18 protein-coding genes are annotated in these 20,815 nt (G+C 68.8%); 6 read left to right on the plus strand and 12 right to left on the minus strand.

Translation table 11 applies throughout. From position 1 onward, the window contains the following. Positions 1-53: 53 nt before the first annotated feature. Positions 54-1,166, plus strand: a complete 1,113-nt coding sequence (locus ABZV58_RS12460; protein ID WP_355000231.1) for an NAD(P)-binding domain-containing protein — start codon at positions 54-56, stop codon at positions 1,164-1,166. On the opposite strand, the gene ABZV58_RS12465 is transcribed toward ABZV58_RS12460, so the two are convergent. The 6 genes from ABZV58_RS12465 to ABZV58_RS12490 form a co-directional block, all read right to left on the minus strand. Further along, on the minus strand, positions 1,150-2,001 hold the full coding sequence (locus tag ABZV58_RS12465) for an aldo/keto reductase (RefSeq protein ID WP_355000232.1): 852 nt from the start codon (positions 1,999-2,001) through the stop codon (positions 1,150-1,152). The genes ABZV58_RS12460 and ABZV58_RS12465 overlap by 17 nt on opposite strands. Positions 2,002-2,142: 141 nt before the next feature. Further along, on the minus strand, positions 2,143-3,672 hold the full coding sequence (locus ABZV58_RS12470; protein ID WP_355000233.1) for a carboxyl transferase domain-containing protein: 1,530 nt from the start codon (positions 3,670-3,672) through the stop codon (positions 2,143-2,145). 94 nt (positions 3,673-3,766) lie between these two features. Continuing rightward, positions 3,767-4,369, minus strand: coding sequence for an ATP/GTP-binding protein (locus ABZV58_RS12475; protein ID WP_174414979.1), 603 nt, complete (start codon positions 4,367-4,369; stop codon positions 3,767-3,769). Next, complete coding sequence (locus ABZV58_RS12480; protein WP_067785475.1) at positions 4,350-4,724, minus strand: DUF742 domain-containing protein; 375 nt, start codon at positions 4,722-4,724, stop codon at positions 4,350-4,352. The genes ABZV58_RS12475 and ABZV58_RS12480 overlap by 20 nt, the downstream gene beginning before the upstream one ends. Before the next feature lie 7 nt (positions 4,725-4,731). Continuing rightward, positions 4,732-5,145: a roadblock/LC7 domain-containing protein gene (locus tag ABZV58_RS12485; RefSeq protein WP_011207200.1), complete on the minus strand. Its 414-nt coding sequence runs from the start codon at positions 5,143-5,145 to the stop codon at positions 4,732-4,734. After that, a complete protein-coding gene (locus ABZV58_RS12490) occupies positions 5,142-8,960 on the minus strand; it encodes an ATP-binding protein (RefSeq protein WP_355000234.1) in 3,819 nt (1,272 codons plus the stop codon). Before ABZV58_RS12490 ends, ABZV58_RS12485 begins: the two co-directional genes overlap by 4 nt. A gap of 344 nt (positions 8,961-9,304) precedes the next feature. On the opposite strand from ABZV58_RS12490, the gene ABZV58_RS12495 reads away from it, so the two are divergent. The 5 genes from ABZV58_RS12495 (at position 9,305) to ABZV58_RS12515 (ending at position 15,460) form a co-directional block, all read left to right on the plus strand. Beyond that, on the plus strand, positions 9,305-11,380 hold the full coding sequence (locus ABZV58_RS12495; RefSeq protein ID WP_355000545.1) for an AMP-binding protein: 2,076 nt from the start codon (positions 9,305-9,307) through the stop codon (positions 11,378-11,380). A gap of 199 nt (positions 11,381-11,579) precedes the next feature. Further along, positions 11,580-11,966: a hemophore-related protein gene (locus tag ABZV58_RS12500; protein ID WP_355000235.1), complete on the plus strand. Its 387-nt coding sequence runs from the start codon at positions 11,580-11,582 to the stop codon at positions 11,964-11,966. 38 nt (positions 11,967-12,004) lie between these two features. Continuing rightward, positions 12,005-12,715: a response regulator transcription factor gene (locus ABZV58_RS12505; RefSeq protein ID WP_355000236.1), complete on the plus strand. Its 711-nt coding sequence runs from the start codon at positions 12,005-12,007 to the stop codon at positions 12,713-12,715. A gap of 13 nt (positions 12,716-12,728) precedes the next feature. Beyond that, the gene (locus ABZV58_RS12510; protein ID WP_355000237.1) at positions 12,729-14,114 is read left to right on the plus strand and encodes a HAMP domain-containing sensor histidine kinase; all 1,386 of its coding nucleotides are present in this window, start codon (positions 12,729-12,731) and stop codon (positions 14,112-14,114) included. Between the two features lie 173 nt (positions 14,115-14,287). Continuing rightward, on the plus strand, positions 14,288-15,460 hold the full coding sequence (locus ABZV58_RS12515; protein WP_355000238.1) for a hypothetical protein: 1,173 nt from the start codon (positions 14,288-14,290) through the stop codon (positions 15,458-15,460). Positions 15,461-15,496: 36 nt separating this feature from the next. On the opposite strand, the gene ABZV58_RS12520 is transcribed toward ABZV58_RS12515, so the two are convergent. From ABZV58_RS12520 to ABZV58_RS12545, 6 genes are all read right to left on the minus strand, one after another. After that, positions 15,497-16,291, minus strand: coding sequence for an ESX secretion-associated protein EspG (locus ABZV58_RS12520; protein WP_355000239.1), 795 nt, complete (start codon positions 16,289-16,291; stop codon positions 15,497-15,499). Positions 16,292-16,472: 181 nt separating this feature from the next. Beyond that, positions 16,473-17,639 (minus strand): WXG100 family type VII secretion target, encoded by a 1,167-nt coding sequence (locus ABZV58_RS12525; protein ID WP_355000240.1) that lies wholly within the window; start codon positions 17,637-17,639, stop codon positions 16,473-16,475. Continuing rightward, a complete protein-coding gene (locus ABZV58_RS12530) occupies positions 17,636-18,133 on the minus strand; it encodes a hypothetical protein (protein WP_355000241.1) in 498 nt (165 codons plus the stop codon). Before ABZV58_RS12530 ends, ABZV58_RS12525 begins: the two co-directional genes overlap by 4 nt. A 31-nt stretch (positions 18,134-18,164) precedes the next feature. Next, entirely contained in the window at positions 18,165-18,743 is a 579-nt protein-coding gene (locus tag ABZV58_RS12535; protein ID WP_355000242.1) for a DUF3558 domain-containing protein, read from the minus strand. Positions 18,744-18,994: 251 nt separating this feature from the next. After that, on the minus strand, positions 18,995-19,357 hold the full coding sequence (locus ABZV58_RS12540) for an FKBP-type peptidyl-prolyl cis-trans isomerase (RefSeq protein ID WP_355000243.1): 363 nt from the start codon (positions 19,355-19,357) through the stop codon (positions 18,995-18,997). Between the two features lie 33 nt (positions 19,358-19,390). Next, positions 19,391-20,692 carry a citrate synthase gene (locus tag ABZV58_RS12545; RefSeq protein WP_355000244.1) on the minus strand — a complete coding sequence of 434 codons (1,302 nt, stop codon included), beginning with the start codon at positions 20,690-20,692 and terminating at the stop codon, positions 19,391-19,393. Between the last annotated feature and the right edge of the window lie 123 nt (positions 20,693-20,815).

Below are 20,815 nucleotides of genomic sequence, written 5' to 3' on the forward strand. Positions count from 1 at the left end.
CACTCTGCCACAGGCGGCCGCGGGAGACGCCGAAGGCGATACGATCGGCGGCTGTGCCGACCGACTTCGACATCCTGGTGATCGGCGCTGGTCAGGCGGGGCTGTCGGCCGGCTACCACCTCCGCCGCCTCGGGTTGCGCCCCGAACGGGACTTTCTCATCGTCGACCACGCGCCGGGACCCGGCGGCGCCTGGCAATTCCGCTGGCCATCGCTGACGCTCACCACCGTCAACCGGGTGCACGACCTGCCCGGCATGTCATTCGCCGAGACCTTGCCGCCCGGCTCGGAAAGCGCGCCCGCCGCCACGGCCGTTCCGCACTATTACGAGCTGTACGAGAAGCGCTTCGATCTTCGGGTGCGCAGGCAGGTGTCGGTCGACGTGGTCTGCGACCGCACCGAGGACGGGCAGCGCTGCGACGGGCGCGGCGCCGTGCTCAACGCGGAGACCGACAGCGCGGGCACGCTCCGGGTGCGCGGGCTGATCAACGGCACCGGAACGTGGGAGCGGCCGTTCGTCCCGCGCTACCGCGGTCAGGAGAGCTTCGCGGGACGTCAGCTGCACACCCGCGACTATCGGACCGCCGAAGAGTTCGCCGGGAAGCACGTCGTGATCGTCGGCGGCGGTATCTCGGCGGTGCAGTTGCTCGACGAGATCTCGAAGGTCACCGCGACCACCTGGGTCACGCGGACCGAACCGGTGTTCCGCGACGCGGAGTTCACCGACGAGGCGGGCCGAACCGCGGTGGCGATGGTGGAGGACCGCGTGCGCGACGGGCTCCCGCCCGGCTCGGTGGTCTCGGTGACCGGGCTGCGCTGGGACGATCGCCTGCGCGCCGCCGACGCGCGCGGCGTGCTGCGCAGGCGGCCGATGTTCGACCACATCGAACCCGACGGCGTGCGCTGGGCGGACGGAACTTTCCAGCGGGCCGATGTCATCCTGTGGGCCACCGGTTTCCGCAGCGCGCTGGACCATCTGGCCCCGCTGCGGCTGCGCGGGCCGGGCGGCGGGATCACCATGACCGGGCGGCTCGCGACGCAGGTCGCCGTCGATCCGCGCGTCCACCTGATCGGCTACGGCCCGTCGGCGAGCACCATCGGCGCGAACCGCGCTGGTCGCGCCGCCGCCGTCGAGCTGACGGAGTTTCTTTTCAGAGACCGGCGGTGAAGGTGTCCGGGTTCGGACCGATGCGGCCGCCGCGGTCGAGTTCGTTGATCGCGTCCATCTGCTCGGGTGTGAGCTCGAAGCCGAACACGTCGAAGTTGGCGGCCATCCGCGAAGGGGTGACCGACTTCGGAATGACGATGTTGCCGAGCTGCAAGTGCCACCGGATGATCACCTGAGCGGGCATGCGGCCCAGCTCGGCGGCGATCGCGGTGATGGTCCGGTCTTCCAGCAGGGTGCCCTGGCCGAGCGGGCTCCACGCCTCGGTGGCGATCGCGTTCTCGGCGTGGAAGTCACGCAGCTCGCGCTGGGCGAGACCCGGATGCAGCTCGATCTGGTTGACGGCCGGGATCTCGCCGGTCTCCTCGATCACCCGGCGCAGGTTCGCCACGGTGAAATTGGACACACCGATCGACCGGACCCGGCCCTGCCGCTTGAGCTCCTGGAAGGCGCGGAAGCTGTCGACGAACTTGCCGGCGATCGCCACCGGCCAGTGGATCAGGTAGAGATCCAGGTAGTCCAAGCCGAGCTTGTCCATGCTCGCGTCGAAGGCGCGCAGCGTGGCGTCGTAGCCCTGATCCGAGTTCCATAGCTTGGTGGTGACGTAGACCTCGTCGCGCGGCAGCCCGAACGCGCGAATCGCCTGCCCCGTCCCCTGCTCGTTGTTGTAGGCGGCGGCGGTATCGATGCTGCGGTAGCCCGCCTCGAGCGCGGCGGTCACGACATCGGACACATCCTCGGGCGGCACTTGGAACACGCCGAATCCGAGTTGCGGGATGACGTTGCCGTCGTTCAACACGATCGACGGCACGGCGGAGGTCTCGCTTCGGAAGCTCACCCGATCGACCGTAGAAGTGCGGGGGCGAACCGTCAACGACGCTTATGCGCGTGTTGACACCCGGTTCAAAACGCGTGCACCAGCCATTTCGCTCGACGGTTCGGGTCGAATGGGTCGTCTGGGCGTCGGTCCGGGGGTGGTTCAGCGGCCCGCCGGAAGGCCGAGTCTGCGGTAGCGCTGGTGCCGTGCGCGTTCGAGATCGTGCAGGGGCAGGCCGCGCAGGAGGCTCAGCTCTTCGCCGATGGCGGCGACCATGCGGCGGGCGAAGTCGACGGGTTCGTCGGCGGCGTCGGGATGTTCCGCAACGATGCGGTCGACGATGCCGTCGGCGAGCAGCGCGGGGGCGCTGATGCGTTGGGCGGCGGCGAGTTCCGGCGCGTGTTCGGTGTCGCGGAAGACGATCGCGCTGGCGCCTTCCGGGGGCAGCGGGGCCAGCCAGGCATGCGTGGCGGCCAGCACGCGGTCGGCGGGCAGCAGCGCGAGCGCGCCGCCGCCGGTGCCCTGGCCGAGCAGCACCGAGACGGTCGGAGTGTCCAAGGTCACCAGATCGGCGATGCAGCGGGCGATTTCCGGGGCGAGTCCGCGCTCCTCGGCCTCCTTGGACAGCGCAGCGCCGACGGTGTCGATCACCAGCACCAGCGGTATCCGCAACTCTTCGGCCAACGCCATGCTGCGCCGCGCCTCGCGCAACGCGGCCGGTCCCATCGTCTCGCCGAGACGTCCGGCGCGATCGTGCCCGAAGACCACGCACGGCTGTCCGCGGAACCTGGCGAGCGCGTGCACCACGCTGCGATCGGTCTCACCCTGTCCGGTGCCGCTGAGCGGAACCCGTTGCGTGACATGGCGCAGCAGATCGCGGAGGCCGGGACGGGCGGGGCGGCGGGATGCCCGCACCGACTGCCAGGCGGCGTCGGCGGAGGACAGCAATGCGTCGGGCCGCCCGATCGTCACGGTCGGTTCCGCTTGCCGAGGATTGTTCGCGATCGCGTCGTCCGCCCGCACTTCTCCGCTGAGCACGCTCAGCGCGCGATGGGCGATCCTGCGGAAGACGTGCACCGGCACCACGCCGTCGATGACGCCGCGGTGGTACAGGTTCTCCGCGATCTGCACGCCCTCCGGGAAGTCCTTGCCGTACAGCGCCTTGTAGACGCGCGGACCGAGGAACCCGATCAGCGCGCCCGGCTGAGCGAAGGTCATGTGGCCGAGCGAACCCCACGACGCGAACACACCGCCCATGGTGGGGTCGCGCAGGTACACGAGGTAGGGGTGCCCGGCGGATTTGTGCGCGGCGACCGCGCCCGCGATCTTCACCATCTGCACGAAGGCGACGGTGCCCTCCTGCATGCGGGTGCCGCCGGAGGTCGGTGACGCGACGAGGGGCAGCCCCAGCTCGGTCGCCCGTTCGACGGCGTCGACGATGCGTTCGGCCGCCGCAACGCCGATCGAGCCCGCGAGAAAGCCGAACTCGCAGGCGATCACGGCCACCCGGCGGCCGCGCAACAGTCCTTCCCCGGTGAGCACCGACTCGTCGGTGCCCGCCGCGGCGGTCGCCTTGCGCAGATCCTCGCGGTAACGCGGGGACGCGGCCACCTCGAGCGGTGGCCGATCCCAGCTGACGAAGGACTCCGCGTCGAGCAGTTGCCCGAGCCACTCACGCGCCGAAATCCGCATCGCGCGAGCATATCGGCACGATCGGACGGCGTAGCCGCCCGCTGCGGAACGGTCGGTGAGAGACAGCCGCGGTGAGCCGCGGCCGCCCCCGCGATCAGTAGCCCTGCATCACCTTGCGCAGGGCGTATTCGGTGAGCGACACCAGCGCCTGCTTGGCGGGCTCGCGCCGACGCGCGTCGATGGACAGGATCGGCACATCCGCGGGCACCGCGAGTGCCTGACGGATGTCCTCGATCGGGTATCGCGGTGCGTCGTCGAACTCGTTGAGCGCCACCAGGAACGGTAGGTTGCGCGCTTCGAAGTAGTCGACGGCCGCGAAGCTGTCCTCCAGCCTGCGGGTGTCGACGAGGACCACGGCGCCGATGGCGCCGCGGATCAGGTCGTCCCACATGAACCAGAACCGGTACTGGCCCGGCGTACCGAACAGATAGAGCACCAGATCGTCCGCGAGGCTGATCCGGCCGAAGTCCATGGCCACCGTGGTGGTGGACTTCATCGGAATGCCGGTCAGGTTATCGATTCCGGTACTGGCATTGGTCACCAATGCCTCGGTACGCAGCGGAACGATCTCCGAGACAGCACCGACCAACGTGGTCTTGCCGACACCGAAGCCACCAGCGACCACGATCTTCGCCGACGTGGGCTTGCTGGTGCGGGTATCGACCTGTGCCGTCGAATCAAATACGCCGGAGTCCACTGAGAACCCTTTCGATCAGCTCGCGACGTTCATCGTCGCTGGAATCGTCTTTCAAAGTCGCGGAAACGCGTACATGACCGGCCTCGATCAGGTCGGCAACGAGTACTCGTGCCACACCTATCGGAATTCCCAGTCGAGCCGCTACTTCGGCAACGGACGGCGATTCTCTGCACAACTCCACGATTGACGTTTCGATGTTGGTCAGTTCGAACTGCCGCTCCAGGGCGACCGGATGCGATGCGACGAGCGCCTCCAACGCCAACTCGACCGTGGGCCTGGTACGGCCCGCGGTCAACGAGTATGGGCGAACGAGGCTCGGCTCGGCGCTCCCCACGCGGTGATCTTCTATGTCCATCCCACCATCAGGAACCCATCGTGACGCGTGGCGTGGCCTGCACAGTCTGGCCAACACGCTCGACCAACAGAGCCATCTCGTATCCGACCTGTCCGATGTCGCAGGACGTGTTGGTCAGTACCGCGAGATAGGAGCCGTCGCCCACCGCCATCAGCAGTAGGTATCCGTGTTCCATCTCGACGACCGACTGCAGCACCGTACCGCCCTCGAACAGGTTCGAGACGCCGACGGAAAGGCTGGCGAGGCCGGCGGTGACCGCCGAGAGCTGTTCAGCGCGGTCGACGGGCAGCTGGGCACTCGCGGCCATGAGTAGGCCGTCAGCCGAGACCAGTACGGCATGAGCTACGCCAGGAACCTCGTTGGCGAAGTTCGAAACCAGCCAATCCAGCTGACGATTCGTACCACCTAGATCGGGGTTCATCGGTCTCCTTTGTCTCCGGTTAGGTTCATTTCTCTCATCGCACGGCCATCCCGGACGCCCTGCTGGTGACGGCTCAAGCTGGACCTGATCGATTCCGGATCTCGGCTAGGCGCTCGATCCGCGGAGCCGCTGACGGCGCCGGGGACCAGCCTCCCGCCCGGATTGCGTTGAGGCAAGCCCGCAGCCGTTTTTGTTTCGGCTTGCGCCTCACTGGCCCGTCGTGCGGCCTGCCAACCCTCGTCGCCCGGCGACTCGAAGGAGGCCGCGATCTGGGACCGATCCGGGTTCGGATCGGCCAGCCACGCCGACATCATCTCGGCGAAGATCGGGCTGTCCATCGGCGACCCGGTCTCGACCGCGGGCTGCAGGCGAGTCTGGAAGAACGACGCCGTCTTGGACGGGTTGGATTTGTAGCTGTGCTTGCCGGGATCGCGACCGCCCTGCGGCGTGCTCGACTCGGCTTCTTTCTGGTCCGAGCTGGTCGCGGCGGGCTGCACGGTGCGTTCCCGTTGCGGCAGGCCGACTCCCGGCGGCACCTCGCGCTGCGGCATCACCGTCGCGCCGGGATCGCGCTGCGGCAGACCGCCGGGCGACGGCGCGGCCGACGGACGCTGCGGCAGACCGCTCGGCGCCTCGCGCTGCGGCAGGCCGGTCGACGCGGCGGGCCGCTGCGACAGACCACCAGGCGCCTGTTCCCGGCGCGGAGCGCCACTGGCGCCCGGTTCGCGCAGGGGCAGTCCGTTGCCGGTCTGCGGACGCTGCGACAGACGGTTCGCGGCGGGATCGCGCTGCGGCAGACCACCGGAAGCGAAATCACGCTGCGGCAAGCCACCAGCGGCCGAATCACGCTGCGGGAGGCCATTCGAGGCGGACTCACGCTGCGGGAGACCACCCGCGGCCGAATCACGCTGCGGCAGACCACCCGCGGCCGAATCACGCTGCGGCAAGCCACCCGCGGCCGAATCACGCTGCGGCAAGCCACCCGCGGCCGAATCACGCTGCGGCAAGCCACCCGCGGCCGAATCACGCTGCGGCAGACCACCGGAGGCGGACTCACGCTGCGACAGACCGGCGAACGGATCGCGTTGCGGCCGACCCGTTGCCGAATCGCGCGACGGCGCACCGTTCGTACCGGGCTCCCGCTGCGGCAAACCGTTCGGTGCCGCGTCGCGCTGCGACAGACCGTTCGAGGCGCTCTCGCGCTGCGGCAGACCCGGGGACTGACGCGGCGGCATCCCGTTGGCGCCGGGCTGGCGCTGCGGCAGGCCACCCGCGGCCTGATCGCGCGGCGGCAGACCGCCCGAGGCGGACTCACGCTGCGGCAAGCCACCGGGCGCGGCATCCCGCTGCGGCGGTTTGACGGCACCGGAATCACGCGGCGCCAGGCTCGACGAAGCATCCCGTGCGGGCGCACCGTTCGTGCCCGGCTGGCGCTGCGGCAGACCCGTCGCGCTCGGCTTCGGCGCACCGTTGGCGCCGGCCTGACGCTGCGGGAGATCGCCGGAGTTCGGCGTCTCGCGCTGCGGCAGCGACCCGCTGCCGGTGTTCGCGTTGGTGCCGGTCGGCGGCGTGGGCGGCCGCTGCGGGCCGCCCGGGCCTAGGCTGCGCTTGGGCAGGCTCGCCGCGGCGAGCTTGCCGCGCTGCGGGCCGCTCGGTGCCTGGCCGGGCTGTGGGCGCAGGGTCGGACTCGACTGGGCCGAGTCCTGGCGCAATCCGGTCGCCATCGAGTTGCCCGGCTGCCGCTGCGGAAGTCCCGCGTCGCCGCTCGGGTCGGCGGGCGTCGCGGCCGGGATCGGTCCGCTCACGCCGGGATCGACGGTGACCATCATGTTGCCGCCTGGCGTACGGGTGATCGAACGCATCTGCATCGACGACTGCGACGACTGGCGCTGCGGCGCGGCGGGCGAGGGCGTCGGCGTCACGGGCTGCGCCGTGATCGTCTGCCCTGCGACGATCAGTCCCACCGGCACGTGCACGGTCACGGTCACGCCGGGATCGCGCGCGGTGTCGAAGGTCGGGCGCAGTCGCACGGTCAGGCCGTGGCGCTCGGCCAGGCGGCCGACCACGAACAGACCCATGTGCCGCGCGGTGTCGGGACCCGGCTCGGCGGTCTGCTCGAGCTTCTTGTTGATCTCGGCCATCTCCGACGGCGGCATACCGATGCCGCGGTCGGCGACCTCGATGAGCATGCCCTGGTCGTGCGCCTGCGCGAAGGTGAACTTCACGTCGGTCTCGGGCGGCGAGGCCCGCAGCGCGTTGTCCAAGAGCTCGGCGAACAGGTGCGCGAGGTCGGAGGCGGCCGGTTCCTTGAGCGAGCCGCGCGGCGTGGCGCCGAGCTTGACTCGCTCGTAGTCCTCGACCTCGGAGATCGCGGCGCGCAGGACGTCGGCGATCTCGACGGGCGCGGACTTGCCGCGGCGCTGCTTGGTGCCCGCCAGAATCAGCAGGTTGTCGCCGTTACGGCGCATACGGGCGGCGAGGTGGTCCAGCCGGAAGAGGTTCTCCAACAGGCGGGGGTCCTTCTCGTCGTACTCCATCGCCTCGATGAGGCTGAGCTGATGGTCGACCAGCGACTTGGAGCGTCTGGCCAGGGTCTCGAACATATCGTTCACCTGGCGACGCATCTGCGCCTGGTCGCTCGCGAGGCGCAGCGCCTGGCCGTGGATGTCGTCGACGGCGCGGGCCAGCTGGCCGATTTCCTCGGTGCTTCGCACCGGCATCGGCTCCAGCGGCACGTCCTCCGGCTTCGCGCCGTTACGCAGCTGGGCGACCTCGTGCGGCAGATCGCTCTCGGCGACGCGCAGCGCGGCGAGGCGAAGGCGGTGCAGCGGCACGATCATCGAGCGCGCGACGAACACCGCGAGCAACAGCGCCGCGAGGATGGTCGCGATGACGATCGCGGTGTAGCTCCACGCGTCCCGGTTGGCCGTGGCGGCCAGCGAGTCCATCGCGCTGTCGATGTCCTTGGTCGCCTTGGCGACCACGAGCTCGTAGACGTCGACGCTGCCGGTCAGGGAGTTCTTCAACTCACCGATCGGGATCTTGCCCGCCTGCGCCTCCGGGCTGTTCAGCAGCGAGACGCGGTTGTCGATGCCCGCGCGCAGATCCGCGATCGAGGCGTCGCCGTCGGGGAAGCGGTGCGCGAGCACGTTGAGCAGCTGGCGCTCGGAGTTCGCCGCGATCAGGAAGGACTGGATGCCCGACTCGGTGCTGTGCAGCACGTCGTTGAACGCGGCCAGCTCGCTGACCAGGGTGGCTCGGGTGTTGAGCGAGTCGACCAGACGCAGCTTCGCCGCGTCCAGCGCCGGGTCCGAGACCTGCGAGACCGTGCTCTCCACGATGCTCACGCTGTCGTTACGGATCCGGTCGATCCCGCCCAGCGCCTCCGCCGGGTCGGCGGCGGCCTTGCCTCTGGACAGGATCGCCTTGGCCTCGGTGATCATGTTCTGCAGCGCGGACTCGGCCTTCGGCTGACCCGACAGCTTGCTCACCGCGCTCTGCGCAGCACTGATCGCCTTGTCGAGGTCGCTGAGGTTCTGGTCGGTCACCACGCTCTGGCCTGGCAACAGCGAGACCATCTGCGAACCCGCCACCGTGGCCGAGTTCGCACTCAAGCCGGTGACGGCCGGGATCGCCTCGATGTTCGAGGCGACCCCTTCCAAGCGGTTCGCTTCGGTGAACTCCGAGGTAATCCTCGACACGCCGAGCCCCACCGCGACCGCCAGCGGCACGGCCAAAACCGCCGTAACCTTCCAGCGCAGGTCCCAATTGCCGAGCGCCCAGCGCTTCTTGCCGGACCTAGCGGCGTCACGCATCTCCCACTCACTTTCCAAACTGGCCCCATCCACGCGCCATCAGCGAACCTCCACAATCGCATGCTGGCTCGACGGGTGGAGCTGGCCGAGAACTGCGGCTGGCCGAGAAATTGCGTCTACGACGGCCCAAATAAGTGACATCAGATTCTAACGGATCAATAACAGCTTGGGTGACATCGAGTATAGCTACGGGCCTTGACCTGCCCGTTCCAGGCAAAACCAGAGGTCGCGGCACCCACCCGGGCGTCGCGTGAAGTCTGCCACAATCATGCAGATCTATCGAGGCGGGCATCGAGGCAAGCTAGGGAGTCACGGGTTTGAGCACAGCATCACAGGGTGATTCGGTGGGGGGCGGTGGCCGGGGACACGCGAAGCACGACTACCGACCGGTCTATCAGACCAGCCTTGTCGATCCCGCCGTGTTCTGGGCCGAAGCGGCCGAATCGATCGACTGGGAGGTGTCCCCCGGCCAGATCGTCGACACCACCGCCCGCCCTGTGGCCAGGTGGTTTCCCGATGCGAGCCTCAATACCTCCTTCAATGCACTCGACCGCCATGTGCGCGGTGGCACCGCGGACGAGGGAGGTCTGGCCGATCAGCCCGCCCTAATATACGACTCCGCTATGACCGGTGCCAAGGTCGTTTTCAGCTACGCCGAACTGCTCGCCGAGGTGGCGACCTTCGCGGGCGCGATGACCAGACTCGGCGTCCGCAAGGGCGATCGCGTGGTCATCTACCTGCCGATGATCCCGGAAGCCGTGATCGCGATGCTCGCCTGCGCGCGGATCGGCGCGGTGCACTCGGTGGTGTTCGGCGGCTTCGCCGCGCCGGAGCTCGCCGCGCGCATCGATGACGCCCAACCTGTGCTCGTCATCACCGCCTCCGGCGGCATCGAGCCCGGCCGCAAGATCGAATACCCGCCGATCGTCCTGCAGGCGCTCGACATCGCCGAGACCACCGCGCCGCGGCACGTGATCGTCAAGCAGCGCCCCGATCAGTTCACCCCGATCACCTTCGCCGCGCCGCAGGACGCCACCGAGACGCTGCCGAGTTCGGCGGCGACCGTCGCGGCGCAATGGCTGGACTGGGAAGACGCGGTGCGCGACGCGGAACCCGCCGACCCGGTGCCGGTCGCGGCCACCGATCCGCTCTACATCCTGTACACCTCGGGCACCACCGGGAAGCCGAAGGGCGTGGTGCGCGACAACGGCGGGCACGCGGTCGCGCTGGCCTGGTCGATGCGCAACATCTACGACGTCGGCCCCGGCCAGGTGATGTGGGCCGCATCCGACGTCGGCTGGGTGGTCGGCCACTCCTACATCGTCTACGCGCCGCTGCTCGTCGGCGCGACGACGCTGCTCTACGAGGGCAAGCCGATCGGCACTCCCGACGCGGGCGCCTACTGGCGTGTCATCGCCGAATACGGCGTGCGCGCACTGTTCACCGCGCCGACCGCGCTGCGCGCCATCCGCAAGGCCGACGCCACGGCGAAGCTGGCACGCAACTACGACCTGTCCTCGCTGCGCGCGCTGTTCTGCGCGGGCGAGCGGCTCGACCCGGCCACCTACGAGTGGGCCACCGAGACGCTGCTCGCCGACCGGCCCGACTGCCCAGTCGTCGACCACTGGTGGCAGACCGAGACCGGCTGGCCGATCTGCGCCAACCTGCTCGGCTTGCAGGAACTGCCGATCAAACCCGGCTCGGCCTCGGTTCCGGTGCCCGGCTACCGCCTTCGAGTGCTGGACGCCGAGGGCAATCCGGTCCCCGTCGGCACCGAAGGCAACATCGTGATCGGGCTTCCGATGCCGCCCGGCACGCTGACCGGGCTGTGGCAGGACGAGCCGCGGTTCATCCGGTCCTACATGTCGGCCTTCCCCGGTCACTACCTGACCGGCGACTCCGGCTACTTCGACGAGGACGGCTACCTCTACGTCCTCGGCCGCAGCGACGACGTGATCAACATGGCCGGGCACCGGCTGTCCGCGGGCAGCATCGAAGCCGCCATCTCCGGGCACGAGGCGGTGGCCGAGTGCGCGGTGATCGGCCTGCCCGACGAGCTCAAGGGTCAGCGCCCGATCGCCTACGTCGTGCTCAAGGAAGGCGTCGAGGTCGACCCGACCCGGTTGCGCGAGGAACTGGTCGAGCGGGTGCGCGAGCAGATCGGCGCGATCGCCACGCTGCACGACGCGGTGATCGTGGCGGGGCTGCCGAAGACCCGGTCGGGCAAGATCCTGCGCAAGACCATCCGGCAGATCACGGCGGGCGACACCTACGACATGCCCTCCACCATCGAGGACCCCGCCGTGCTCGCGGCGCTGGAGGATCAGATCATCACCACGCGAGCCGACGAGGAGGCGAACGCGGCGGCGGACAACGGCGACGCGACCGTGCCGGACTCCGATCCCGTCGCGCCGTCCTGACGAATCGCGCTGTGCTGTCCGGACCCGTCGCGCTGTGCCGTCCAGACGCATCCCGTCGTGCCCGTCCGCGACGCATCGCATCGTGCCGTCCCGGCGCAACACCCCTCAGAGCTTTCTCAGGGATCGTTCACACCCGTGCCAGCGCTTCGCAATAGCGTCGGATGCGCTTCTATCCCTCGAAGAACTGGAGGCATTCCCGATGCACTCTTTCCGTCGCCGCACCGGTCTCGCCGCACTGGCCGCGGGCAGCATGGCCACGGTGGCCGTGCTGCTCTCCCCGGCCGTCGCGTCCGCAGACCCGACGGAACTCGCCGGTCCGCTGCTGAACTCGGACTGCACCTTCGCCCAGGTCGACGCCGCCCTGCACGACCAGGCGCCGCAGCTGGCCGCGATGCTCGACGCGAACCCGACCCAGAAGGCGGAATTGCAGCGCCGTTTCGACCAGCCGGTCGAGCAACGCCGCGCCGAGTTCCAGCGCCTGCTCGCCGAGAACCCGGAGGCCGCGCGCGAGGCGGAGAACGATCCGCGCGCCGCCGGACTGCGCCAGACGATCGAGTCCGTCGCGGCGACCTGCCACAACTACTGATCGACTCCTGACCGACGACCGCACCCGCGAACGGCAGAATGAACGACGTGACCCCCTCGACGCCGACCGTCCTCGTTGTCGACGACGACGAGGACGTGCTCGCCTCTGTCGAACGCGGGCTGCGGCTGTCCGGCTTCCGGGTGCTGGTCGCCCGGGACGGCGCCGCGGCGCTGCGCAGCGTCGGCGAGCACGCTCCCGACGCCATCGTGCTGGACATGAACATGCCGGTGCTGGACGGCGCCGGTGTGGTGACCGCGCTGCGCGCCATGGGCAACGAAGTGCCGATCTGCGTGCTCAGCGCCCGCGCCTCGGTGGACGACCGGATCTCCGGCCTGGAATCCGGCGCCGACGACTACCTGGTGAAGCCGTTCGTGCTCGCCGAACTGGTGGCCCGCATCCGCGCGCTACTGCGCCGCCGCACCGACGCGCCCGCCCCGGCAACGCCCGGTGCGATCACCGTCGGACCGCTCGAGGTCGACGTCGCCGGCTATCGCGCGCTGCTGCACGGCACCGAGATCGAGCTCACCAAGCGGGAATTCGAGCTGCTTTCCACGCTGGCGCGCAACGCGGGCGTGGTGCTGAGCCGGGAACGTCTGCTGGAGCTGGTGTGGGGCTACGACTTCGCCGCCGACACCAACGTGGTCGACGTCTTCGTCGGCTACCTGCGCCGCAAGCTGGAGATCGGCGACACTCCGCGGCTGCTGCACACCATCCGCGGCGTCGGATTCGTGCTGCGAGCGCCGAAATGAATCCGAAGCTGCCATGAAAACACAAGGGCGCAGGACCTTTTCGCTGCGCACCCGGGTGGCGGGTGCGGCAGCGGCCGGCGCCGTCATCATCGTGACCGCGCTGAGCGCCATCACCGTGCAGGCGATCGAGCGCACCAACCTGCAACAGAGCGATCAGCAACTCTCGGTCGCGTCCCGCCTCGTCCTGCTCGACCCGGTGATCGCGGTGGGTGTGCTCGGGTTGACCGGGCTCAACGACGACATGGCGATCACGGTGCGCGACAGCGGGTCCGTGGTGGCGAGCAGCCCGGTCCAGCTACCGGACCTGGCCACCGGATCGCGCACCGTCACGGTGGGCGGCGTCCCGTACCGGGTGCTCACCACGACGGAGAACCAGCCGCCGGATCGCACTGTCTCCCTTGGTATTCCGGCCGACGAAGCGGCCCGTGCCACCGCCGAGCAGCAGCGCTGGGTGATGGGCGGCGCGCTGCTCGCGGTGGCCGCGGCGGGCGCGCTCGGCTGGTTGCTCGCGGGCCGCGCGGTGCGCCCCATCGTCGACCTCACCCATCAGGTCGGCACGCGCAGCGCCTTCCCCGACCCCGACAATCCGCAAGCCCCGGTCGACGGAAAAGGCATGCGCGAGGCCGAGAAACTCGCCGACGCGGTGAACCGCATGCTGCAGCGGGTCGACCAGGCGCAGGAGGAGACCGCGGCCGCGCTGGAGACCGCGCGCGATTTCGCCGCCGTGTCCGCGCACGAACTGCGCACCCCGCTCACGGCAATGCGCACCGACCTCGAGGTGTTGCGCACCCTCGACCTGGACGAGGCGCAGCGCGCCGAGATCCTCGCCGACCTGCAACGCAGCCAAGGCCGGGTGGAGACCACGCTCGCCGCGCTGGAGCGGCTCGCCACCGGCGATCTCACCAACGAACGCGACCACGTGGACACCGACGTCGGCGACCTGTGCGACCAAGCCGCGCACGACGCCATGCGCCACTTCCCCGGCCTCACCGTGCGCATCGAGACCGACGCGGAATTGGTGACCCGCGGCCTGCCCGCGGGTCTGCGCCTCGCGGTGGACAACGCGCTGGCCAACTCGGTGAAGCACGGCCGTGCCACCGAGGCGCTGGTCTCGGCGCACCGGACACCGCACGGGCACATCGTGATCGCCGTCGACGACAACGGGCACGGCATCCCGGTCGAGGAGCGGGCCGCGGTCTTCGAGCGGTTCTACCGGGGTAGCCAAGCGAGCAAAGGCGGCTCCGGACTAGGGCTCGCGTTGGTCGCTCAGCAGGCCCAATTGCACGGGGGGCGGGCGTATTTCCAAGACAGCCCGCTGGGCGGCGCCCGGTTGGTCCTGGATTTGCCGGAGCGGCACCGTATGGATCAGTCTCCCTCGACCGGGTCCCGCGCCCGCTGAATTCGCTGCCGGATCCCGGCATACCGCCGGAGCCGCGGGCCGCGCGTATTCGTGCCAGGAGCGACACACATCGCGAGGGACGCGCCCCGCGCAACGGAAGTCCTCGTGCCCTTACCGAACTCTCAGAGAAACGCCAATGGGGCCGTTAGCGGCGGTCCTTAGGGTCGGTGATCGTGATCGGACATCGCGCCCGCTGGGGCTTGCTCGCCATTGGCATCGTCACCGCGGGAGCGATCGGGGGTGGTGTCACCGCCTGCGCGGGCTCGGGCTCAGCGCCGTCGGGGATCGCCCTGGTCAACGCCGACACCGGACCGACGGGCGCGCGGATCGTGCAGGCGCTCGAGCAAGACGGCGCGGGCTACGAGTGGACGATGGCGAAACCGGGGGAGGCGAACACCGACGACTACGCGGCCGTCATCACGCTGCCCGCCGACCTCACCGAGTCCATGGGCACGCTGGCCGGTCCGGTGCCGCAGCGCGCCATCGTCACCGTCGCCGCCAACGACGACGCCGACGGCGACCTGGTGAACGGGGCGATCCAGGCGGTGACGCACCGCATCGGCGCGACCGGGGTAGACGCGGCGCTCGCCGCCGTCGCCCAAGCCCGCAGCCAGCTCACCGGGGTGCAGTTCACCGCCCAGCTGCTCGGCGCGGGCGTGAACGCCGCGGCCTCGGGCGCGGACCAGTTCAGCGCGGGCGCCGACCAACTGCTCGGCTTCCTGGATTTCGCGAAAGAAGGCTCCGCCCAGCTGACTTCGGCCATCGCCATGCTCAACGACACCGTCGACGGCGCGGCCGTGCAGGCGAATCAGCTTGCCGACGCGCTGGATTCGACCGGCATCACGATCGCGCAGGTGCAGCAGACGGCAGGCACCGTCAGCTCCGGCCTGGACCAGATCCTGCCGCTGCTACGTGCGCTGCCCTTCGCCAACGATCCGGCGCTGGCCGACATCATCGGCAAACTAGAAGCGCTGCGGGCCGTTTCGGGTCAGGCGGGGTCCCAGCTGGACGGCCTCGACCTGCTGGTCGGCGGCGCCGTCGACCCCAACACCGATCTCGGCGCCCTGCTGCGCACCGTTGTCGGTCGTCTGCGATCCGCGAGCGCCCAGCTCAACGAAGGCGCCAAACTCGCCGAAGGCCTCCCCCAGCTCGCCGAGCAGGGCGGCGCGCAGCTGGTCGACGCGATCGGCCAGCTCACCGGCGGTGTCACCCAGCTCCAGCAGATCGTGACCAACCTGAACACCCAGACCAACAAGGCCATGGACGCGCTCCCCGTCCGCAGCACCACCCAGCAGTCCGCGATCGCGCTGGCTCTGACCGACCCGGTGGAAATCGTCCGCGAATGAGGCTGGCGCGCTTTGCTTGTCAGCCGATCCGGATGCCTACCAGCCGTTCCGGCGTGGTGCGCCGAGTTGCTCGTCCTCGGCGTCCCGCAGTCGTTGCGCGGCGCGGTCGAGCCAGGTCGCGAACGTGGTCGCGAGGTCGGCGGGCGTGGTCGGTCGCACGCTGACGTGCTGGGCGCGGATCTCCGTGTAGCGGCCGTCCTCGGCGATGTCGTACCACTGCACCGTGTCCTCCGCTTCCGGGCGGGTGTGCAGCGGGCCGACGCGCAGCCCGGCCGAACCGCCGCCGTCGGCGGGCCGTCCGAGCAGCCGCTGGTACTGCTCGCGCGGGGTATTGCGGGCGTTGTCCCGCAGGTAGGTATCCCGGTTCGGACGCAAGTCGTCGGGGTGGAAGGTGGCGGGCGGCCGCTTGCCCGGCGGGCAGGGCGGAAGTGTTCTCACGATTTGGACGGCCAGCGATTCCGGACCGCAGGTGCGCAGCCGGATCGGACCGTTCTCCTCGGCGCGGACGGTCTGGAACGCGACCACCGCGTGAGAATGGTTGCGGGCGCCGATGATTCGGTACTGCTTGACGTCACCCGTGCTGTTCTTGTGCTTGCGCGAGCCACCCAGGATCTCGATGCGCATATCCGAGGTGGACAGCGTGTGCATGGCGAGTTCGATCTCCTCGAGCTCGCCGCCGGAGTAGCTCGCGCGCACCCGAAGGCGGTGCTGGTCGAAATCGTTCTGCACGGCGAAACGGCTGAGGTACTTGAGCGGGCGCGGGAACCGGTCGTTGGCGTCGCTGTACCAGAGCGCCGCGAAATCCTCTGGGTCCCAGTTCCAATCGGGCATTGTCGGGTCCGTTCGTTCGTGCGAGTGATCGGAAGCTTGGCGGTCGACCATGGGGTCGGGGACGAGGGGTGGCGGGCCGATCGTGCGCGAGGTTCGGGCGCGGAGGGCCGTGCGCCGCGAAGGTTGGCCGCACACGCAGGGGCTGTGCGCGCCCGGCGACGGTTGGCCACGCGGGTCACTACTACTCGGGCGGATGCTCCCCGATCACGCCGCCCGGCAACGTCTTCGGCAGCTCGCCGAGCAACTCCTCGGTGTTCTCCATGGTGATCAAGTACTCCGGGATCTTGTGGTCGCCGTCGTCCTCGGACTTGCCGCCGGGGCGCGCGCCGAGTCCACCCATTCCGGGCATACCGGCCATACCGCGGCCGGGGGTGGTGGCCGCCGCCGCTGCTCCGGCCGGATTCGTTCCGGGAGCGCCCGGGGCGCCGGGGATACCGCGACCAGGAGATGGCGTCCCGGTACCGGGTCCGGGGCCGGGGATGCCGGGGCCCGGGCCGCCCGGTGTTCCGGCGGGGTTGGTGCCCGCGGGCACGGTGGGCTGATTGGCGCCGGGCTTGGTCGGGTCGGTACCGGCCGGGGTCGTCGAACTCGGCGTGGTGTCCGTGGAACTCGGGTCGGTGGAGGTGTCGTCGGTGGTCGACTCGTCGGTCGGCTCGTCCTCGGCGCCCGGGTCGTCCGTGGTGTCCTCGGTGGTCGCCGGGTCGTCCCCTGGGTTCACGCCCTTGTTCGTCCCGTTTCCATTGCCGTTGCCGTTGCCGTTCCCATCGCCGTTGCCGTCGCCGTTCTTGGTGGGCGCCGAGATATCGAGCGGGTTGGTCGGATCGATCGGCTGCGGAAGGACCGGGATCTTGCCGTCGAGACCGACGAATGGCGTGACGTAGTAGTCCTTCATCACCGCCTGGGCTTCCTCTTGGCGGTCCTCGATCACACCGTCGCGATTGGTGCCGACCCAGGGCCAGGAATCCTTGTGCCACCAGGCCTTTTCCTCGACAGGTTCGGGGAGGCGGCTGTTGGTGTCGGCGATGGCTTGGGCGGCTTCGCCTACTCGAGTGCCGAGGTTGGTGAGCGGAGTGGTCAGATCTTGCGCGGACTTGGTGTAGCGCTTGATCGCGTCCAGGGCCTTGTCGGCGGCGTTGCCATCCCAAGCGCCATCGATCGATTTCTTGATGCTCGAGTAGAAGACTTCGACGCCCGCTTCCCACTGCGTGGCAAGGGTTTTGTAGCGGTCCGCGATGCCGTGCGCCAGGGTCGGCTGGAGCGGGTTGAACGCGCCGCTGATTTCGACGTGCTTGTACTTCTTCGGTAGTTCGCCACCACCGGTGATGCGGGCCGGTTCGTTCTCGTTCACGACGCGGTTCCCTGTGGCGAAAGTACTTCGGGCTGACCGACACCGGGCTGACTCTGCGCGGGATCGATGGGGGTCGGCTGCTCGGGGAGCTGGGCCAAGAGGTTGTTCACGCGCGCCGCGAAGGTGGCGTCGGCGTCCACGTAGCGCTGGCGGATCTCCCGGTGGAGAGTTTGGATGTCCTCGACGATCCGGAAGTGGTCCTCGAGGATCGCGTGGATGCTGTTGTCGGAACCTTTTCCCTTGGTGCGGAACCGGTCGACCAGGGTTTGCGCTGAGGTAAGAATCGCGTTGTCTGCGCCGATACCCCACTGTTGTTTTTCGATCTGCGAGATCGCTTCCGCCTCACCCTGCATGGTGCGAATCAACCGTTTGAATCGCTCACAGTCACGGTCGATATAGACGAAATCCTCAGGCTCGATTCGGAGCTGGAGTCGTCCTTCTCTGGCTTCCGTTATCAGATTTGCGATCGGCCGCGGCGCGGTATCCTCCGCCATCCTGTTCCCTCCCTTTGGTTCTGCCCGCGTGTCAGGCACCCGCAGGTAGCGTTGGTACTACTTTCTCCGCTAGGGCCAAGCCCAACTGACATGTATCGATGTGTCCGGTGTCGCGATTCGACCGCGGGTTGTCCAACTGGAATTCCAAGGACCCGCCCTTGATCTCCACGTTGACGTTGCAAACTTCGCTGGGACGGGTCTCGTTGCGTCGTGTAGCGATTGCTGGCCGACCGGCGACGGTGAGCTCCTGCACCCCATTCGTGTAGTGCTCGCGAACGTACGGAATGGTGAGATTTGATGCCTGAATCGCGACTGAGTAGCCGCTGCCACCGGCGACCCAACGGCAGCCTCGCCACTTTGTGCCGTTAGGCCCATCCGCGTTCGCCTTGTTGTCCGCGACGCCTTTTACCAACCGCTCCGACTTCAAAACACTCTCCGGCACATCCGTACACGGGTTGTAACTCTGCGGCACATCCACCGCCAACCCCGACGCCGTCGTCGCGCTGGTAGACGCGGAACTCGGCCGCGCCTCCCCCTCGGTCGACCCCCCACACCCCGCCAACCCAACTCCCGCGGCGAGCACCCCCACCATCAGCACGGCCTTGTCCATCGCTCGCATGCTCACCCTGCTTCCCCTCCGCGCGTAGGTCTTCCGGCGACTATAACCAACGCCCACACCGCGAGTCGGTCCGATGACGGCGGCTCGGAGCGCAGGCGGCGGCCGCCCTCGTCCGAGAAGCGACGGCGCCGAACAATGCCCACACCCTCTTCGACGCATCGAAACGCGTTCTGGTTCCACCGACTCGAGCCGGATACGACTGTGGCCCGCACTCCGGGGAGTACGGGCCACGATTTCGTCGCTTACGACAAGACGTCGATCAGGTCGATCACGAAGACCAGGGTCTTGCCGGAAAGATGGTGACCCGCGCCGGCCGGGCCGTAGGCGAGCTCCGGCGGGATGGTGAGCTGGCGGCGGCCGCCGACCTTCATGCCGGGGATGCCGTCCTGCCAGCCCTGGATCAGGCCGCGCAGCGGGAAGCTGATGGATTCGCCACGCTTCCACGACGAGTCGAATTCCTCGCCGCTGTCGAATTCGACTCCGACGTAGTGCACCTCGACGGTGCCACCGGGCACGGCTTCCTTGCCCTCGCCCACGGTGAGGTCCTTGATCACGAGCTCGGTGGGCGCGGGGCCCGCTTGGAATTCGACAACCGGCTTGGTCATTCGGCTATCCCCTTCGATAGGTGGGTTGGATTGTCAGCGGTTGGTGATCTCGCGGTAGTCGCGCGCGCCGTAACCGGTGTAGATCTGGCGCGGACGACCGATCTTCAGCGGCTCGCTGTGCATTTCGCGCCAGTGCGCGATCCAGCCGGGCAGCCGGCCCATCGCGAACAGCACGGTGAACATGCGGGTCGGGAAGCCCATGGCCTTGTAGATGACGCCGGTGTAGAAGTCGACGTTCGGGTAGAGCTGACGCGAGATGAAGTAGTCGTCGGTCAGCGCGGCCTCTTCGAGCGCCTGCGCGATGTCGAAGAGTTCGTCGTCCCCGCCGAGCTTGCGCAGGATCGCGTCGGCGTGCTTCTTGGCGATGGAGGCGCGCGGGTCGTAGTTGCGGTAGACGCGGTGCCCGAAGCCCATGAGCTTCACGCCGTCTTCCTTGGCCTTGACCTTGCGGATGAACTCCTTGACGTTGCCGCCCTGAGCCTTGATGTCGTCGAGCATTTCCAGGACGGCCTGGTTGGCGCCGCCGTGCAGCGGGCCCCACAGCGCGTTGATGCCGCCGGACACCGAAGTGAACAGGTTGGCGTCCGAGGAGCCGACCAGGCGCACCGTCGAGGTGGAACAGTTCTGCTCGTGATCGGCGTGCAGGATCAGCAACATGTCCAGCGCGGCGGCCACTTCGGGGTCGACCTCGTAGGGCTCGGCCGGGAAGCCGAAGGTCATCCGCAGGAAGTTCTCCACCAGGCTCAGCGAGTTGTCCGGGTAGAGGAACGGCTGGCCGACCGACTTCTTGTACGAGTAGGCCGCGATGGTCGGCAGCTTGGCGAGCAGCCGGATGGTGGACAGCTCGACCTGCTCGGGGTCGCGCGGGTCCAGCGAGTCCTGGTAGTAGGCCGACAGCGCGTTGACCGCGGAGGAGAGCACCGGCATCGGGTGCGCGTTGCGCGGGAAGCCGTCGAAGAACCGCTTCAGATCCTCGTGCAGCAGCGTGTGGCGGCGGATCCGGTCGGTGAACTCGTCGAGCTGGGCCTGGGTCGGCAGCTCGCCGTAGATGAGCAGGTAGCTGACCTCGATGAAGGTCGAGGAACCGGCCAGCTGGTCGATCGGGTAGCCGCGGTAGCGCAGGATGCCCGCTTCGCCATCGATGTAGGTGATCGCCGACTTGGTCGGGGCGGTGTTCATGAAGCCGGGGTCGTATGTGACGTACCCGGTGCTGGCCAGCAATTTGCCGAGGTCGACACCGTCGTTGCCTTCGGAGGCTTCGGTGATCGTCATGGCGTATTCGCCACCCGGGTAGCTCAGCACCGGTTTGGCGTCGTTGATGTCGTTCTCGGGCACGGAAGGATCCCTCTCAGGCTAGGACCGTCGGCATCGGAGTGCGGTCGGCACGGCGGTGCGATTACCTAGACGCTAGTCGCTGTCCACGCGGCCCGACCACGAGGGTGCCCACCTGACGACCTC

This window comes from Nocardia sp. NPDC004654 (assembly GCF_040609595.1).
Lineage (GTDB): Bacteria > Actinomycetota > Actinomycetes > Mycobacteriales > Mycobacteriaceae > Nocardia.